Raw genomic sequence first — 14,991 nt, 5'->3', positions numbered from 1 at the left:
GAGCGCGCTCACTCTCCGAGAAGGTCGGGACGGCGCAGCCGGGTGCGCTCGATCTGCTGTGCGCGTCGCCAATCGGCGATGGCGCCGTGATGCCCGCTCAACAGCACCGCGGGCACATCGCGATCGCGCCACGCGGCCGGCTTCGTGTACGACGGGTACTCGAGCAGCCCGTCTTCGTGCGACTCCTCGACCAGGCTCGCCGGGTTCCCGACCACGCCCGGCACGAGGCGCCCGATCGCTTCGATCATCGCCATCGCGGCAACCTCACCGCCGTTGAGGACGTAGTCGCCCAGACTCACCAGGCGTACCCGCCCGAGGGTCTCGGCATACGAGAACACGCGCTCGTCGATGCCCTCGTAGCGTCCGCACCCGAAGACGAGGTGCGGCTCCGCCGCGAGTTCTCGCGCTTTCGCCTGGGTGAACACCTCGCCCGCCGGGGAGGGGAAGATGATGACCGGATGCTGCGCATCGGCCGAATTCTGCGGGTCGGCGTCTCCGGCAGCATCCGCGACGATCGAGTCGAGAGCCTCGCCCCACGGCTCGGGCTTCATGACCATGCCCGCGCCACCCCCGTACGGGGTGTCGTCGACCGTGCGGTGGCGGTCGTGAGCCCAGGTGCGGAGGTCGTGCACGCGGATGTCGAGGATGCCCGCACCTCGGGCGCGCCCGAGAAGAGAGACTTCCAGCGCCTCGAAGAACGTCGGGAAGATCGAGACGACGTCGATGCGCATGTCAGCGCTCCGTGTCGTCGCCCTCGGAAGCGTCCGGCGCGTCGCCGTGCTCGCTCGACAGCGGGGAGGCCGGGATCTCGCCGGTGGTCGCTCCGTCGGCGGCGGGTTCTTCGGCAGCGGCTCCGTCGGAGGGGATGTCTTCGGCATCGTCGGGCAAGGCCTCGAACAGCCCCGCGGGCGGTGTCACGGTGACGCGGCCCGCGACGATGTCGACCTCGGGAACGATGGCCTTGACGAAGGGCACCAGCACTTCTTCGTCCGCCGCGCCCGTCGGACGGACCGCCAGCAGGTCTTGCGAAGGGAGGTGGTCGACACGGGTCACGCGGCCGATGACGGACCCGTCACGGACGACCTCGAGTCCGACGAGCTGGTGGTCGTACCAGGCGTCGTCTTCGGCGGGGGCCGATTGCGCATCTTCATCGATCCAGAGGATCGCACGAACGAGTTCTTCGGCACCCGCGCGATCGTCGACGCCCTCGAAGAACGCGACGGGGTGGCTGTTCATCCAGCGGAACTCGCGCACCGTAAGCGGCTTGCCGTGCCAGGGCGATGACTCCGGCACCTGAAGCGTGAACGTCGACCCGACCGCGAAGCGGCCGTCGGGATCGTCGGTGTACAGCTCGATCTTGAGAGCACCCTTGAGCCCATGGGCCTTCACGAGGCGTCCGACACGCAACTGCGTTCGCGCAGGACGCGGGGAGTGCGAGCGACCCTCGGCGGGCAGGTCAGTCATCGGCGACATCGACGCGCACGCGACGACCGTCGGCGAGTGCACCGATGACGGTGCGAAGGGCTTTCGCCGTCCGTCCGCCGCGCCCGATCACGCGACCCCGGTCATCGGGGTGCACGTGCACCTCCAGCACGTCACCGCGAGGCGACGTGGAGGAGCGGATGGACACGGCATCGGGGTGATCGACGATCCCCTTGACGACGTGCTCGAGCGCGGCGGCGAGCAACGGCTTACTCGGAGGCGGACGCCGAGTCGGCGTCGCCCTCGGCTGCAGCGGGCGCCTCGGCCGGCTTGTCGGCCTTGGGCTTGAGGACGGACTTCTTCGAAGCATCCACCTCGAAGGGGACCTTCTCGGCCTTGACCCGGAGGGTCGAGGTCGCGTCGGTTCCCTTGAAGGTTCCCCAGTCGCCGGTGATCTTCAGAATGGCGAGCACCTGCGGGCTCGGCTGTGCGCCGACGCCGAGCCAGTACTGCGCGCGGTTCGTGTCGACCTCGATGAACGAGGGCTCTTCGGTGGGGTGGTACTTGCCGATCTCTTCGATCACGCGACCGTCGCGCTTGGTGCGCGAGTCGGCGACGACAATGCGGTAGTACGGCGCACGAATCTTGCCCATGCGCTTGAGACGGATCTTTACAGCCACGATTCTCCTGAATGTGTGGATAAACGAACGAACCGGACGCCTGGAGAGTGGGGTGCACACCCGGCGGAAGCTCAAATAGGTGGACCGGGAACTGGATAGAGGGTCGAGTACCGGGTCCGACCCTCCATTCTGCCAGATGACGGGCCATGCCGCGAAACGACGGCTCTGTGGGCGCGGCGTGTCAGAATGTGGCCATGACGGTGCCGTTCGCGACATCCCCCCGTTCCACGGTCGGAATCGAGTGGGAGCTCATGCTCTCCGATGCGGATACGGGAGACCTCGCGCCCCGTGCGCCCGAGATTCTCGATGCTCTCGAGGAGGCCACAGCGCTCGAGCGATTCACCGTGACGGGCGAACTCCTGACCAACACCGTCGAGATCACGAGCGGGATCGGCGACACGGTCGCCGCCGCCGTCGACGATGTCGCAGACGCCATCGCGGCCGTCCGAGCCGAGACCGAACCGCGCCACCTCGAACTGCTGTGCGCCGGCAGCCATCCGTTCGCTCAGTGGTACGACCAGCAGGTCACGGACAAGACCCGCTACGAAAGCCTCATCGACCGCACCCAGTGGTGGGGGCGCAACATGATGATCTGGGGCATACACATCCATGTCGGCGTCGACGATGTCAACAAGGTGCTGCCGATCATCGGAGCCCTGACGACCTATCTCCCCCACCTGCAAGCGCTATCGGCGTCGAGCCCGTTCTGGGCGGGCGAGCGCACCGGCTACGCGTCGAACCGCTCGCTCGTCTTCCAGCAGCTCCCGACGGCCGGGCTGCCGTGGCCGCTCGACGACTGGGCGCAGTTCGAGCGGTACCTCGACGACATGGTGCGGACAGGGGTCATGGCGGATGCTTCGGAGGTGCGGTGGGACATCCGCCCCGCACCCCGCTGGGGAACCATCGAGGTGCGGGCGTGCGACGGTATGTCGACGTTGCCCGAACTCGCCGCGGTCGCCGCCCTCGTGCAGTCGCTCGTCGAGCAGTTCTCGCGCGACATCGACGAGGGGCGCGAGCTTCCGCGGATCCAGCCGTGGTTCGCACGGGAGAACAAGTGGCGCGCCGCCCGGTACGGGCTCGCCGCCGAGGTCATCGTCGACGCCGACGGCCGGCAGGTGCCGGTCGTCGAGCACATCCACGAGACGATCGCCCGTCTGCGTGAGGTCGCCGCCGAGCTCCACTGCGCGCGGGAGTTCGAGGGACTCGAGACGATCCTCGCCACCGGCGGAAGCTCGGCCCGGCAGATCGCCGTCGCCGACGCCGCTGACGGCGACCTGCGCGAGGTCGTGCAGCACCTCGTGCGGGAGTTCCGCGGCGGCCCGACGCTGCGTGAACACCTCTCCACGGTGCGCTGACCGCAGCATCCGCCCGCTCTTCTCCCCCGCTGCAGGAGATGGCGTGGGCGTAGGAAAATTCCCCAACAAATCCTCCTACCTCGCTGTCATTGCCTACGCCCGAGACCCCTTCGGCGCGAGGTGCAGGCCCTGAGCGACCGCAGTCAGAACCGACGTCTCCACGAACGCCCAATCGAACATCACCTGGTACCAGTCGAACCGAAACGTCGTGAACCCACGGAGCGCCAACCGAGCATCGGCGCGAATATCGCGACGCCTGTCTTTCGGGGCCGAATGATGTTCGAAGCCGTCTATCTGGACCAGCAGTCGCTCTCCGATGACGGCGTCGAGGGGGTGGCCGTCGATCCACACCTGTTGACGCACCGCAAGGCCGAGGGCCCGCATCCCGTGTACGAAAATCGATTCCACCCCCGAGTCGCTGAACGCAGAAAGGCTCGAGGCGATCTCCTTCGCAGCGATCGAACCCCACTTCACCCTGAGAAGTTCGGCTGGATGCGCCACCTTCTGATGAACCGCTGATTCCCATACCGCGAAAGCGTGCCGTCGCGGCTGACATCGCGCGACGTGGAACAGCACGTTCAGAATCGGTTCTGTGGGCGAGTGCGGCGGCACGAGCGCTGGTCCGGAACCCCAGTGGACGACCAGTGACCCGCCCACCAGGCGAGAGGCGCTCGGCCTCACCGAGACGTGGGTCGAGCCGTCATCTGGCGGCACCCACAAGCCGGCACGCCTGGCCGCGCTGATGCATGACACGCGCCCTCCCGCTGCGGCGGCTGATCTCGCATGCTCGTCGGCGTCGCGCGCGACCAACCACGATCGCCGCACCCTGTCGACCGCCCCCGCAGAGATCGCCTCGGCCATGGCACGCTGACCGTATCCCGCGGCGCGAGCTGTCGACGTGTGGGCAACGCCGCCCTGTTGATGCAGCCAGGTGGGAAAAGCAAGGTGTGCCATCTCCCCAGGCTCGACTGCTGCGCGTCAATGTGACGACAGCGACGGGCTTTTGGGGACGGATGCTGCCGCCGACCTCGCTGGGGAGGACGGCCCGGCGGTGACCGGCGCAGGCCAAGATGCCCGTGTAGGAAGATTCGGCCGAGATTCTCCTACGCCCGCGTCATGACCTACCTCCGCGCCCGCCGGGAGCGGAACGTCGCGAGGGACGAGGGTCAGCCGCGGCCGAGCATCTTCTGCAGCTCGGCCATGTCGGCCTCGGAGGGGGCACCCTTCGGTGCGCCTCCGCCGAGCCCGAAGCCCGAGCCCGTGGGGGCCGCGGGAGCGGATGCGGCGATGCCGGCGTTCTCGGCGGCGCGCTTGGCCGGGTTTCCCGAGCGGGACCCCTTCGCCTTCTGCTGCTTGCCGCGCTTGGACGAGGCTCCGGGGCGCCCGCCGCCGGGCACCGGGCCCATGCCGGGGATGTTGGGGACCCCGCCGCGCGCCATGGTCTTCATCATCTTCGCGGCCTGGTCGAACCGCTGCACGAGCGAGTTGACGTCGGTCACCGTCATGCCCGAACCCCGGGCGATGCGCAGCCGACGCGAACCGTTGAGCAGCTTCGGGTTGCGGCGCTCCGCCACCGTCATCGAGCGGATGATCGCTTCGGTGCGATCGATCTCCCGCTCGTCGAAGTTCTCCATCTGCTCTTTCATCGAGCCCATACCCGGGAGCATCCCGAGCATCTTCTTCATCGAGCCCATCTTCTTCATCTGCTGCATCTGCTCGAGGAAGTCTTCGAGAGTGAAGTTCGACGTCGCCAGCTTCTCGGCGACCTTCATCGCCTCTTCTTCGTCGAAGGCCGACTGCGCCTGCTCGATGAGCGTCAGAATGTCGCCGAGGTCGAGGATGCGCGACGCCATGCGATCGGGGTGGAACGGCTCGAGATCGTCGAGACCCTCACCGGTCGAGGCGTAGATGATGGGACGGCCCGTGATCGAGGCGACCGAGAGCGCTGCACCGCCGCGGGTGTCGCTGTCGAGCTTCGACAGGACGACGCCCGTGAAATCGACACCCTCCTGGAACGCCTTCGCGGTGTTCACGGCGTCTTGGCCGACCATCGCGTCGATGACGAAGAGCACCTCGTCGGGGTCCGTCGCCTTGCGGATGTTCGCCGCCTGCTTCATCAGCTCTGCGTCGACGCCGAGGCGACCGGCCGTGTCGATGATGACGACGTCATGCTGGTGCCGACGCGCGTACTCGACGCCGTCGCGGGCTACCCGCACGGGGTCGCCGACGCCGTTGCCCGGCTCGGGGGCGAAGATCGCCGCACCGGCGCGCTCTGCGACGACCTGCAGCTGGTTCACGGCGCTCGGCCGCTGGAGGTCGGCGGCGACGAGGAGCGGGGTGTGCCCGTCTTTCTCGAGCTGCTTGGCGAGCTTGCCCGCGAAGGTCGTCTTACCCGAGCCCTGAAGACCCGCCAGCATGATCACGGTCGGCGGGTTCTTGGCGAACTGCAGGCGACGCTGCTGCCCACCCAGAATCGAGACGAGCTCTTCGTTGACGATCTGCACGACCTGCTGCGCGGGGTTCAGCGCCTTGCTGACCTCGTCGCCGAGGGCGCGCTCGCGGACGGCAGCCGTGAAGTCTTTCACCACGGGCAGCGCGACGTCGGCGTCGAGCAGCGCGCGCCGGATCTCGCGCACCGTCCCGTCGACGTCCGCGGGCGTGAGCTTGCCCTTGGTGCGGAGGTTGCGGAACGTCTCTGTCAGACGGTCGGAGAGCGTGCCGAAGGTAGCCATGATCCGTCAAGTTTACGCGAGCGGATGCTGCGCACCGGCGTACGCCCGCAGCATCCGCTCACCTCATGCCGGATCTTCGTCGAACAGGGTGAGCTGCAGGTCGGCCGGGCCGCGGAGCCGGCTGTTCAGTGAGCCCCACGGGGTCAGACGAGGCGCGGCGATGAGCGACGCTCCCCCCTCGACCAGCCGGGTCGTCGCCTCTTCACCGTCGGCGACCTCGAGACCGATGCGGATGCGGTCGCTGCGATCGCCGTCCGTCTCGACCCGATCGATCAGTTCGACCTGAGCCGCGTTCGCCAACTCCAGGGTGGCGGTACCCGCATCGAGGATGATCACGCGCGCGTCACCCTCGCCCTCGTATGCCGCCCGTTCGGGCATGCCTATGACGTCGCGGTAGAACGCCACGGCCGCATCGAAGTCGTCTGCGCGGACCACGACGCGCAACTGGCGCACGGCGCCGCGCGCGGCGACAGGCGCTACCGCCTCGAGCGCGGCCGACAGCAGTCCGTCGAGGGGTGTGCGCCCCGCGCCGGCTCCGGCCCAGTGCGCGACCGCCGCCAATACCGCTCCCCCGTACGCCGCGCCGAGAACCTCGGCGCGCATCGGGTCGACCCCGCCGCGGCGGAGCCGCTCCGCCACCACGCGACCGATGCGTGCGCGGCGCACCGCCGACTCGCGCTCCAGCTCGTCGGCGAGACCCATCGCATCGGCCTGAGCGAGCGCGAGGGCGAGCGTGTCTGGGCGGAACCCCCGCACCAGCCCCGCCAGAGCGCGCCGTACCGCGGTCTCGAGTTGGGGCTCTTCATCGCGGTCGAGTTGCGCCCCCAGCGCGTCGACGCGCTCGTCGAACCCCGCCCAGAGCACGTCGCTCTTCGTCGCGAAGTAGTTGAAGAAGCTCGACCGACTCACCCCCGCCCGCGTGGTGATGTCGGCGACCGACGTCTCGTCGAAGCCTCGCTCGAGGAAGAGCTCGGACGCAGCCTCGGCGAGGATCTCGCGAGAGGAAGCCCGCGGGCGTCCGCCGCGCTGCTCTGTGGTCATGTCTTCCAGGGTAGGTGCGCGCCTGTGACCACCCCCGTGCGACTGGTTGTTAGACTGCGTTCAACAACCAGCGGAGGTCGCAGATGCTCGACATCGTCGACGCGGGGCTCGCACCCCGCTACGTCGCCTACACCGACGGGTGGGCTCTGCAGCGACGCACCCACGCCGAGGTCGCGGGCGGCACCCGACCCGACACTCTCATCGTCCTCGAGCACGAACCGGTCTTCACGGCCGGAACGCGGACCACCGACGCCGATCGCCCGTCGGACGGAACGCCGGTGATCGATGTCGATCGCGGCGGACGCATCACCTGGCACGGCCCCGGACAACTCGTGGGCTACCCCATCGTCCGGCTTCCGGAACCCCTCGACGTCGTCGCTCACGTGCGCCGGCTCGAGCGGATTCTGATCTCGGCTCTCGCCGTCCACGGCGTGGATGGCCACCAGATCGAGGGTCGCAGCGGCGTCTGGGTGCGGCGGGCTCTCACGGCAGACAAAGTGGCCGCGATCGGCGTCCGCGTAGAGAAGGGCACCACCATGCACGGCTTCGCCGTCAACTGCGACAACACGCTCGCACCGTTCCGGCAGATCGTTCCCTGCGGCATCTCGGATGCCGGCGTGACGAGCATCAGCGAGATCGTGGGCACGCGGGTGTCCCCCGCCGACATCGTGGCGACGGTCACCGCAGGGTTCACCGCCGAGTACGCGGGGGTGGCGGCGTGAGCGTGGCGGCCCCCGATGGGCGACGGATGCTGCGCCTCGAGGTGCGGAACGCGCAGACCCCCATCGAGCGCAAGCCCGAGTGGATCAAGACCAAAGCTCGGATGGGCCCCGAGTACACCGCACTCCAGGCGCTGGTCAAGACGGAAGACCTGCACACCGTCTGCCAGGAAGCCGGCTGCCCGAACATCTTCGAGTGCTGGGAAGACCGCGAGGCCACCTTCCTCATCGGCGGATCGCAGTGCACCCGCCGGTGCGACTTCTGTCAGATCGACACCGGGAAGCCCGCCGACTACGACACCGACGAGCCCCGCCGTGTCGCCGAGAGTGTGCAGCGAATGAACCTGCGATACGCCACCGTGACCGGCGTCGCGCGCGACGACCTGCCCGACGAGGGCGCCTGGCTGCACGCAGAGACCGTTCGCCGCATCCACGCCGACAACCCGGGAACGGGCGTCGAGATCCTCGCCACCGACTTCTCGGGCAACCCGGCGTTCCTCGGCGAGGTGTTCGACGCTCGACCGGAGGTCTTCGCACACAACGTCGAGACGGTGCCCCGCATCTTCAAGCGGATCCGCCCCGCGTTCCGTTACGAGCGTTCGCTCGACGTGCTCACCCAGGCTCGCGCGGCGGGCCTCATCACGAAGTCGAACCTCATCCTCGGCATGGGTGAAGAGCCCGAAGAGGTCGTTCAGGCGCTCGAAGACCTGCGCGAAGCCGGCACCGACATCATCACGATCACGCAGTACCTGCGGCCCTCTCCCCGCCACCTGCCGGTCGCCCGGTGGGTGAAACCGTCGGAGTTCGTCGAGTTCAAGGAGGAGGCGGAGCGGATCGGGTTCCTCGGAGTGCTGGCCGGCCCGCTGGTGCGGTCGTCGTATCGCGCCGGCCGCCTGTGGGCGCAGTCGATGGTGTCGCTCGGTCGCGACATCCCCCCGCACCTGGCCCACCTCGCCCGAGACATCGCCGCGTCTGACGAAGGCTTCGCCCAGGCCGTCTGACGGTAGTCACCGGACGTGTCCGGCCCGCACCGGGCGACGTCAGTCGGCGCTCGTGACCGATTGCACGACGCCGTCCGAGGCGAGGTTCACCAGCAGCACGTCGTCGGTCGCCTCGGGGTCGAGCGCGTACTCGAGCACCGCAAAGGGGTCGGTGCCGCCGTGCTCGTCGGCCAGGATCGTCATGCTCATGAGCTGCAGCGAGCGGATCACGTCGATGTGCACATCTCCCGAGACATCGACGAGAAGGTCGTCGAGCTCGTCTCCGAGCAGCTGCTGCTGCTGGAGGATGTACTCGATGACCTCGCTCGTGCGGTCATCGAGCTCCGCCACCATCGCGTCGCGCGCGGTTCGGTCGATGCCCTCGATCGACGAGACCATGCCCGCCGCCGCATCGAGCGCCTCCTGCGAAACATCGTCCTGGTCGGGAGCGGTCAGATCGACCGTTACCGTCTGCTCGCCGAACTCCACGTTCTCCGACCAGAAGATGGATCCGTCCGGGCCCGACTCGAGAAGTCCGAAGAAGTCGTGCTCGATCGCCATGGCCCTATGAAACCAGTCTCGCGCCGACGACGGTAGTCGCCGCACCGCACGGGGTCGGGCCGCCTCGTCGCATCACGGTCAGTCCACCAACGCCGAGGCGAAGACGTGGGGGGTGAAACCGGTCAGGTCTCCGATCGACTCGCCCTGCCCCAGCAGCTTCACCGGAATGCCGGTCAATTCCTGAACCGCGAGCACGAAGCCGCCGCGCGCCGACCCGTCGAGCTTGGTGATCACGAGTCCGGTCACCCCGGCACTGTCGAGGAACGCCTGAGCCTGTCGGAGTCCGTTCTGGCCGGTCGTCGCGTCGAGGACCAACAGCACCTCGCTGATCGGCGCCTGCTTCTCGATGACGCGCTTGATCTTGCCCAGCTCGTCCATCAGCCCGCCCTTGGTGTGCAGGCGGCCCGCGGTGTCGATCAGAACGATCTCGGTGCTGGTCTCTTTCGCATACGTGATCGTCTGAAAGGCGACGGATGCGGGATCCTGCCCCTCGTGCTGCGGACGGACGATGGCGGCGCCGCCCCGCTCGGCCCACGTGGCGAGCTGATCGACGGCGGCCGCGCGGAAGGTATCTGCGGCGCCCACGACGACGGAGCGCCCATAGCGCTGCAAGAACTTGGCGAACTTGCCGATGGTCGTGGTCTTTCCCACTCCGTTGACACCGACGACGAGCACCACGGCCGGGCGCTCGGTCAGCCGAAGCGTCGTGTCGAACTTCGCGAAATGCTCTTCGAGGGTTTCCCGCAGCATCCGCTGGAGGTCTTTCGGATCGGTCGTGCGGTAGCGCTCGACCTTCTCGCGCAGCTCGTCGACGATGCGCTCGGTGACATCCGGACCGAAGTCGGCGGTGAGGAGCGCCGTCTCGAGGTCGTCCCACGTCGTCTCGTCGATCGTGGGCTTGACGAACATGCCGCGCAACGCACGACCGAGCGACCAGGGATTCTCAGCCATGTCTTCAGCCTACGGTCGCGGAGATTCGCCTCACGACAGGATCAGCGAGAGGTGCGTGTCTCGGATCTCGTCGCGCAGGGTCAGCGGGTTCTGCCCTTGCGGGCAGGTCACGCTCACGACGTAGCCGCCGTGGAAGGCATCGAAGCCCCGCGCCGACACGAGGTACCCGCCACCGGTCTCAGGATTCGTTCCGGCGACCGTTCGCACGTCGAACTTGCCGATGCCGCCGAGCTGGAGCGGCAGGGTCTCGTTCTCGGCGTACGGCGACACCTCTTCGGCCTCGCCCTGGAAGAAGTAGGCGAGAACCTCGTCCGAAAGCGCTTCGTCGTCGGCCGCCGCCGGCAGACTGCTGATGTCGCCCTGCCAGAATCCGACGACGCACTGCGTCGCGAGATGGGTGTACGACCAGTTGCCGTTGCCGTCATCGACCGCGGCCGGGGCATACGCCTCGTCGCTGATCATCGCGTCACCCCACTGTGCCTGGGTGGCGGGATCGAGTTGGCTCCCCGCCGCGAACGTGATGTCGTCGGAGAGACCCGACTCCCCGCCGTCCGGCGTCTCGGACGCGGCGCTCGATGGTTCGGCCGCCTCGCTCGCCGCACCGTCGACCGGAACGGTGGCCGGTGCGCAGGCGGCCAGGGCGAGGGGTAGCGCGAGCGCGAGCAGAAGGACGGCGGGCAGACGGCGAGTCGTGGAGGGCATGGGGCAACGCTAACGGTGCGGCACCGCTTGTCCGCGCACTGGCCGGCACGCCGAAACCGCGGTACACGCGCGCCCAGGTGCTCACCGCGCGGCGCGGTCACCGACCCGCTGGCCGACGACGGCCGACACACCGTCCTGGCGCATCGACACCCCGTAGAGGGCATCCGCGATCTCCATGGTGCGTTTCTGATGCGTGATCACGATGAGCTGGCTGCTCTCGCGCAACCGCTCGAAGACGCCGAGCAGACGCCCGAGGTTGGCGTCGTCGAGAGCCGCCTCGACCTCGTCGAGGATGTAGAAGGGGCTCGGTCTCGCCGTGAAGATGGCGACCAGGAACGCCACCGCCGCCAGCGAACGCTCCCCTCCCGAGAGGAGGGAGAGTCGCTCGATCTTCTTGCCCATCGGGCGCACCGACACCTCGATGCCCGTCGTGAGCGGCGAGTCCGGATTGGTGAGCGTCACGCTGCCCGTGCCCCCGGGGAAGAGGATCGGGAAGATCTCGCCGAACGCCACGCGCATGTCCTCGAACGCGGCGATGAAGATGGTCTGCATGCGCTCGTCGAGGTCGTCGATGATCGTCATCAGATCGGTGCGGGTCTGGGCCAAGTCGGCGAGCTGCTCGGTGAGGAATGCGTGGCGTTGCTCCAGGGCGGCGAACTCTTCGAGAGCGAGCGGGTTCACCCGGCCCAACTGACCGAGTTTGCGCTCCGCGTCCTGCAGTCGTCGTCTCTGATGCGCGCGATCGAAGGCGACGGATGCTTCGTCGGACGCATCCTGTGCCGTGGGCGCTGACTGTGCGGGAGCATCCGAGGGCACGGGCTGATCCGGACCGTACTCGGCGACGAGGATCTCTTCGGTGAGCCCCAGTTCGGAGGAGACGCGCTCGAGCAGGCTGCCCGCGTGCAACCGCTTCTCGTGGATCTGCAGCTCGAGGCCGTGAACGCTCTCGGTCAATCGGGCGAGGCGCTCGCGAACGGTCGTCTCTTGCGCGCGCGCCGTGATGAGCTCGGCCGTCACCGCGGTGCGCGAGGCCTCGGCGGCGGCCAGCTCGACCCTGGCCTCGCTGACCGAACGATCGACCGAATCGAGCAGAGCCGGAAGCTGCTCCGCGACCTCCGCGGCGATCTCGCGCTGGGCGCGACGGATGACCGCCCGACGAGCGGCCTCTTGGGCCGCGGCACGTTCCCGCTCGCGTTGCCGTTCGAGTTGCACGATGCGCGCCTCTCCGGCACGCACCCGCTCGCGGAGCGTCTCGACCTCCAGACGCGCACGCATCTCGCCGTCACGAGCGGCCTCGAGTTCGGCGAGCATGCCTTCTCGTGCCGATGCATCCAGAATCGGGCGGGGCACTTCCTGGGCCGCTTCGAGGGTCTGCTCTGCCACACGGGCGGCGTCCTCGGCTTCGACGACGGCTGCCGCGGCCTGCGCGAGGCCGGCGGCCAACCGGTCGCATTCCGCTGCGGCGGCTTCGAGACGCACCGTGGCGCGGTTCACCTGCTCCGCGTGCGAGGCGAGCACCGCGTCGTGCTCCCGCAATGCGGCGAGGGTTTCTCTCGTCCGTTGCCGGGCGTCCTGGTGCCGGGCTGCCGCAGCGGTCAGCGCCTCGCGGAGTGAGTCGGCGATCACCACGACTTCGGAAAGCCGCTCGGCAGCGGAGTCGCGCTCGGCGGCGAGCTCGAGCCGGGATCGTCCCTCGCCCGATCCGGCGCGAATCGTATAGGCGGTCACGATCTCACCCGCGCGGGTGACGACTGATGCGTGGGGGTTCTGTTGCGTGAGCTCTGACAGCGCCGCCCGCGCGGCGTCGAGGTCGTCGGCGATGAAGACGTCGGCGAGCAGCCCGATCAGTCCCGACGGTGCGGTGACGACGTCGCGGGCCGCCGTCATTCCCGCCGCCGCGGGAGAGTCGGCGACGGGCTTCGCTTCGGCGACCGCGATATCGACGACCCCGAGATCTTCGTTGCGCGCCGCCGACGCCGCCGCATACGCGTCGTCCCATTCCGCGACGAGCAGCCCCTCGGCGAGCGTGCCGAGAGCGGCGGCGATCGCCGCCTCGAAGCCCGCGGTGACCTTCACGCTGTCTGCGACGAGGCCTCGGTATCCCGGCTCGTCCCGCCCGGCGAGTCCCGCAGCGGCGTTCCGCACATCCAGGGCGCGACCGAGCGCCGAGGTCTGAGCTGTCAGCGCCTCGACCTCGCGCTCTGCGGCATGCAGCTTCTCACGCAGTGCCCCGACCTCGTTCTCGGCTTCGGTCGCGTCCCTCTGGGCCCGCTCGTACGCCGCAGCGTGCTCGGCCACAGACTCCTCGGGAACGACGACGGGCTCCAGCGCCTCGAGCGTCTGCGCCGCCTCTGCACGCCGCGCGGTCGCGGCATCCCACGCTCGCTGCTGGCGTTCGACGCCCGCGCGCACGGCAGCGAGGGCCGACCCCGCGGCATCGGACCGCCCCCGCAGCGCGGTGAGCAACATGTCGTGTTCCGAGACCAACGCGCTCTGGGCGGCGATATCCGTGTCGAGCGCATCGAGTTCGGCGCGGGCGCGCGTCACGTCGCGCGACGCCGCCGTCGCCGCGTCCTGCGCATCGCCGAGCCCGGCCGCAAGATCGCCGATCTCGGCGCGGACCTCGTCGATCGCGCCCTGCGAGACGGTGGCGGCGAAGGCCGCGGGATCCACCTCGTCGGAGCCGAGGAGCGAGAGCCGTTGACCGGCGAGCGAGTACAGGCCGCGAAGTCGCTCCTGCACCTGTTCGAGCGAGAACGCGACACGTCGTGCCCCGTCGACGGCTTCGGATCGCTGCTCTGCTTCCCACCGCTCGACCCGTGCCCGAAGCGTCTCAGCCTGATCCTGCAACACGAGCCGCTCGGCATGTCGGCCGTGCTCGGTGCGTGCGTGGTCTGCGAGTTCGCGGCGCAAGGTCACCAGTTCATCGGCGAACAGTCGCGCTTTCGCATCGCGGACGACCGCCGCGATCGTGGCCGCTTCCCTCGCGACCTCGGCCTGCCGCCCCAGCGGCTTGAGCTGACGGCGCAGCTCTCCGGCGAGGTCGCTCAACCGGGTCAGGTTGGCCTCCATCGCCTCGAGCTTGCGCAGGGTCTTCTCTTTGCGGCGGCGGTGCTTCAGAATCCCGGCGGCCTCCTCGATGAAGCCTCGCCGATCTTCCGGAGTCGCCTGCAGCACACTGTCGAGGCGTCCTTGCCCGATGATGACGTGCATCTCGCGGCCGAGCCCGGAGTCGCTCAACAGTTCTTGCACGTCGAGGAGACGGCAGCTCTCGCCGTTGATCGCGTACTCGCTCGACCCGGTTCGAAAGAGGGTGCGACTGATCGTCACTTCTGTGTACTCGATCGGCAGGGCACCGTCGCTGTTGTCGATCGTCAACTGCACCTCGGCACGGCCGAGGGGCCCCCGTGTCGAGGTGCCGGCGAAGATGACGTCTTCCATCTTGCCGCCGCGGAGGGTCTTCGCTCCCTGCTCCCCCATCACCCAGGCGAGGGCATCGACGACGTTCGATTTGCCCGACCCGTTGGGCCCGACGATGCATGTGACGCCCGGCTCGAAAGCGAAAGTCGTCGGCTGGGCGAACGACTTGAAGCCCTTGAGCGTCAGGCTCTTCAGATGCATGGCGTCGTCCTCCGGATCAACGCATCACGGTACCGGAGAACCCGCCGACACCCGCGACGGCGAGCCGGGTGCGACCATCCGACCGCTCGCGACACACCCGGTCGCCGCTCCAAACTGGGAGAAAGCTTGACGCGCGCTCGAACCGGCCGGTAACGTAGCGACCCGCATCCTCGCCGAAAGGAGGTCACCATGATCCAGCCCATTCTCACCGGAATCACATTCCGCGC

At 68.6% G+C, this 14,991-nt stretch carries 15 protein-coding genes; 4 read left to right on the top strand and 11 right to left on the bottom strand.

What is annotated here, in order from left to right; genetic code table 11:
• Positions 1-8: 8 nt before the first annotated feature.
• From trmD to rpsP, 4 genes are read right to left on the bottom strand one after another with little or no spacing between them, the layout of a single operon-like run.
• Positions 9-731, bottom strand: coding sequence for a tRNA (guanosine(37)-N1)-methyltransferase TrmD (gene trmD / locus ACFXQA_RS09110; RefSeq protein WP_394519502.1), 723 nt, complete (start codon positions 729-731; stop codon positions 9-11).
• A 1-nt stretch (position 732) separates the two neighbouring features.
• The gene (rimM, locus tag ACFXQA_RS09105) at positions 733-1,464 is read right to left on the bottom strand and encodes a ribosome maturation factor RimM (protein ID WP_394519501.1); all 732 of its coding nucleotides are present in this window, start codon (positions 1,462-1,464) and stop codon (positions 733-735) included.
• On the bottom strand, positions 1,457-1,687 hold the full coding sequence (locus ACFXQA_RS09100) for an RNA-binding protein (protein ID WP_394519500.1): 231 nt from the start codon (positions 1,685-1,687) through the stop codon (positions 1,457-1,459). Before ACFXQA_RS09100 ends, rimM begins: the two co-directional genes overlap by 8 nt.
• A gap of 4 nt (positions 1,688-1,691) precedes the next feature.
• Complete coding sequence (gene rpsP, locus ACFXQA_RS09095; protein WP_394519499.1) at positions 1,692-2,102, bottom strand: 30S ribosomal protein S16; 411 nt, start codon at positions 2,100-2,102, stop codon at positions 1,692-1,694.
• 194 nt (positions 2,103-2,296) lie between these two features.
• Between rpsP and ACFXQA_RS09090 the strand changes: the two genes are divergently transcribed.
• Complete coding sequence (locus ACFXQA_RS09090; RefSeq protein ID WP_394519498.1) at positions 2,297-3,457, top strand: glutamate--cysteine ligase; 1,161 nt, start codon at positions 2,297-2,299, stop codon at positions 3,455-3,457.
• A 93-nt stretch (positions 3,458-3,550) separates the two neighbouring features.
• Here the strand turns inward: ACFXQA_RS09090 and ACFXQA_RS09085 are convergent, their stop codons facing one another.
• A complete protein-coding gene (locus ACFXQA_RS09085; RefSeq protein WP_394519497.1) occupies positions 3,551-4,033 on the bottom strand; it encodes a DUF559 domain-containing protein in 483 nt (160 codons plus the stop codon).
• Positions 4,034-4,049: 16 nt separating this feature from the next.
• Between ACFXQA_RS09085 and ACFXQA_RS09080 the strand changes: the two genes are divergently transcribed.
• On the top strand, positions 4,050-4,328 hold the full coding sequence (locus tag ACFXQA_RS09080; RefSeq protein WP_394519496.1) for a hypothetical protein: 279 nt from the start codon (positions 4,050-4,052) through the stop codon (positions 4,326-4,328).
• A gap of 295 nt (positions 4,329-4,623) precedes the next feature.
• Here ACFXQA_RS09080 and ffh read toward each other — a convergent pair whose 3' ends face one another.
• Positions 4,624-6,189, bottom strand: coding sequence for a signal recognition particle protein (gene ffh / locus ACFXQA_RS09075; RefSeq protein ID WP_394519495.1), 1,566 nt, complete (start codon positions 6,187-6,189; stop codon positions 4,624-4,626).
• Positions 6,190-6,252: 63 nt separating this feature from the next.
• Positions 6,253-7,230 (bottom strand): TetR family transcriptional regulator, encoded by a 978-nt coding sequence (locus ACFXQA_RS09070; RefSeq protein ID WP_394519494.1) that lies wholly within the window; start codon positions 7,228-7,230, stop codon positions 6,253-6,255.
• An 83-nt stretch (positions 7,231-7,313) separates the two neighbouring features.
• On the opposite strand from ACFXQA_RS09070, the gene lipB reads away from it, so the two are divergent.
• Both lipB and lipA read left to right on the top strand, forming a co-directional pair.
• Positions 7,314-7,952 (top strand): lipoyl(octanoyl) transferase LipB, encoded by a 639-nt coding sequence (gene lipB / locus ACFXQA_RS09065; RefSeq protein WP_394519493.1) that lies wholly within the window; start codon positions 7,314-7,316, stop codon positions 7,950-7,952.
• Between the two features lie 26 nt (positions 7,953-7,978).
• On the top strand, positions 7,979-8,950 hold the full coding sequence (gene lipA / locus ACFXQA_RS09060; protein WP_394520220.1) for a lipoyl synthase: 972 nt from the start codon (positions 7,979-7,981) through the stop codon (positions 8,948-8,950).
• 39 nt (positions 8,951-8,989) lie between these two features.
• On the opposite strand, the gene ACFXQA_RS09055 is transcribed toward lipA, so the two are convergent.
• The 4 genes from ACFXQA_RS09055 to smc all read right to left on the bottom strand — a co-directional run bounded on the left by ACFXQA_RS09055 (position 8,990) and on the right by smc (position 14,764).
• Positions 8,990-9,490 (bottom strand): DUF2004 domain-containing protein, encoded by a 501-nt coding sequence (locus ACFXQA_RS09055; protein WP_394519492.1) that lies wholly within the window; start codon positions 9,488-9,490, stop codon positions 8,990-8,992.
• Positions 9,491-9,568: 78 nt separating this feature from the next.
• Positions 9,569-10,441: a signal recognition particle-docking protein FtsY gene (gene ftsY, locus ACFXQA_RS09050; RefSeq protein WP_394519491.1), complete on the bottom strand. Its 873-nt coding sequence runs from the start codon at positions 10,439-10,441 to the stop codon at positions 9,569-9,571.
• Positions 10,442-10,471: 30 nt separating this feature from the next.
• Positions 10,472-11,143, bottom strand: coding sequence for a hypothetical protein (locus ACFXQA_RS09045; RefSeq protein ID WP_394519490.1), 672 nt, complete (start codon positions 11,141-11,143; stop codon positions 10,472-10,474).
• A gap of 81 nt (positions 11,144-11,224) precedes the next feature.
• Positions 11,225-14,764 (bottom strand): chromosome segregation protein SMC, encoded by a 3,540-nt coding sequence (smc, locus tag ACFXQA_RS09040; protein ID WP_394519489.1) that lies wholly within the window; start codon positions 14,762-14,764, stop codon positions 11,225-11,227.
• Positions 14,765-14,991: the final 227 nt, after the last annotated feature.

Source organism: Microbacterium shimangi (assembly GCF_043556445.1).
Lineage (GTDB): Bacteria > Actinomycetota > Actinomycetes > Actinomycetales > Microbacteriaceae > Microbacterium.
The sequence above is the reverse complement of the archived record's forward strand: the minus strand, read 5'-3'. Positions and strand labels throughout refer to the sequence as shown.

Coding starts and splice junctions, on each gene's coding strand:
- ACFXQA_RS09090 (WP_394519498.1), top strand. CDS start 2,297: ATGACGGTGCCGTTCGCGACATCCCCCCGTTCCACGGTCGGAATCGAG.
- trmD (WP_394519502.1), bottom strand. CDS start 731: ATGCGCATCGACGTCGTCTCGATCTTCCCGACGTTCTTCGAGGCGCTG.
- ACFXQA_RS09055 (WP_394519492.1), bottom strand. CDS start 9,490: ATGGCGATCGAGCACGACTTCTTCGGACTTCTCGAGTCGGGCCCGGAC.
- ACFXQA_RS09070 (WP_394519494.1), bottom strand. CDS start 7,230: ATGACCACAGAGCAGCGCGGCGGACGCCCGCGGGCTTCCTCTCGCGAG.
- smc (WP_394519489.1), bottom strand. CDS start 14,764: ATGCATCTGAAGAGCCTGACGCTCAAGGGCTTCAAGTCGTTCGCCCAG.
- ACFXQA_RS09045 (WP_394519490.1), bottom strand. CDS start 11,143: ATGCCCTCCACGACTCGCCGTCTGCCCGCCGTCCTTCTGCTCGCGCTC.
- rimM (WP_394519501.1), bottom strand. CDS start 1,464: ATGACTGACCTGCCCGCCGAGGGTCGCTCGCACTCCCCGCGTCCTGCG.
- lipB (WP_394519493.1), top strand. CDS start 7,314: ATGCTCGACATCGTCGACGCGGGGCTCGCACCCCGCTACGTCGCCTAC.
- ftsY (WP_394519491.1), bottom strand. CDS start 10,441: ATGGCTGAGAATCCCTGGTCGCTCGGTCGTGCGTTGCGCGGCATGTTC.
- lipA (WP_394520220.1), top strand. CDS start 7,979: ATGCTGCGCCTCGAGGTGCGGAACGCGCAGACCCCCATCGAGCGCAAG.
- ffh (WP_394519495.1), bottom strand. CDS start 6,189: ATGGCTACCTTCGGCACGCTCTCCGACCGTCTGACAGAGACGTTCCGC.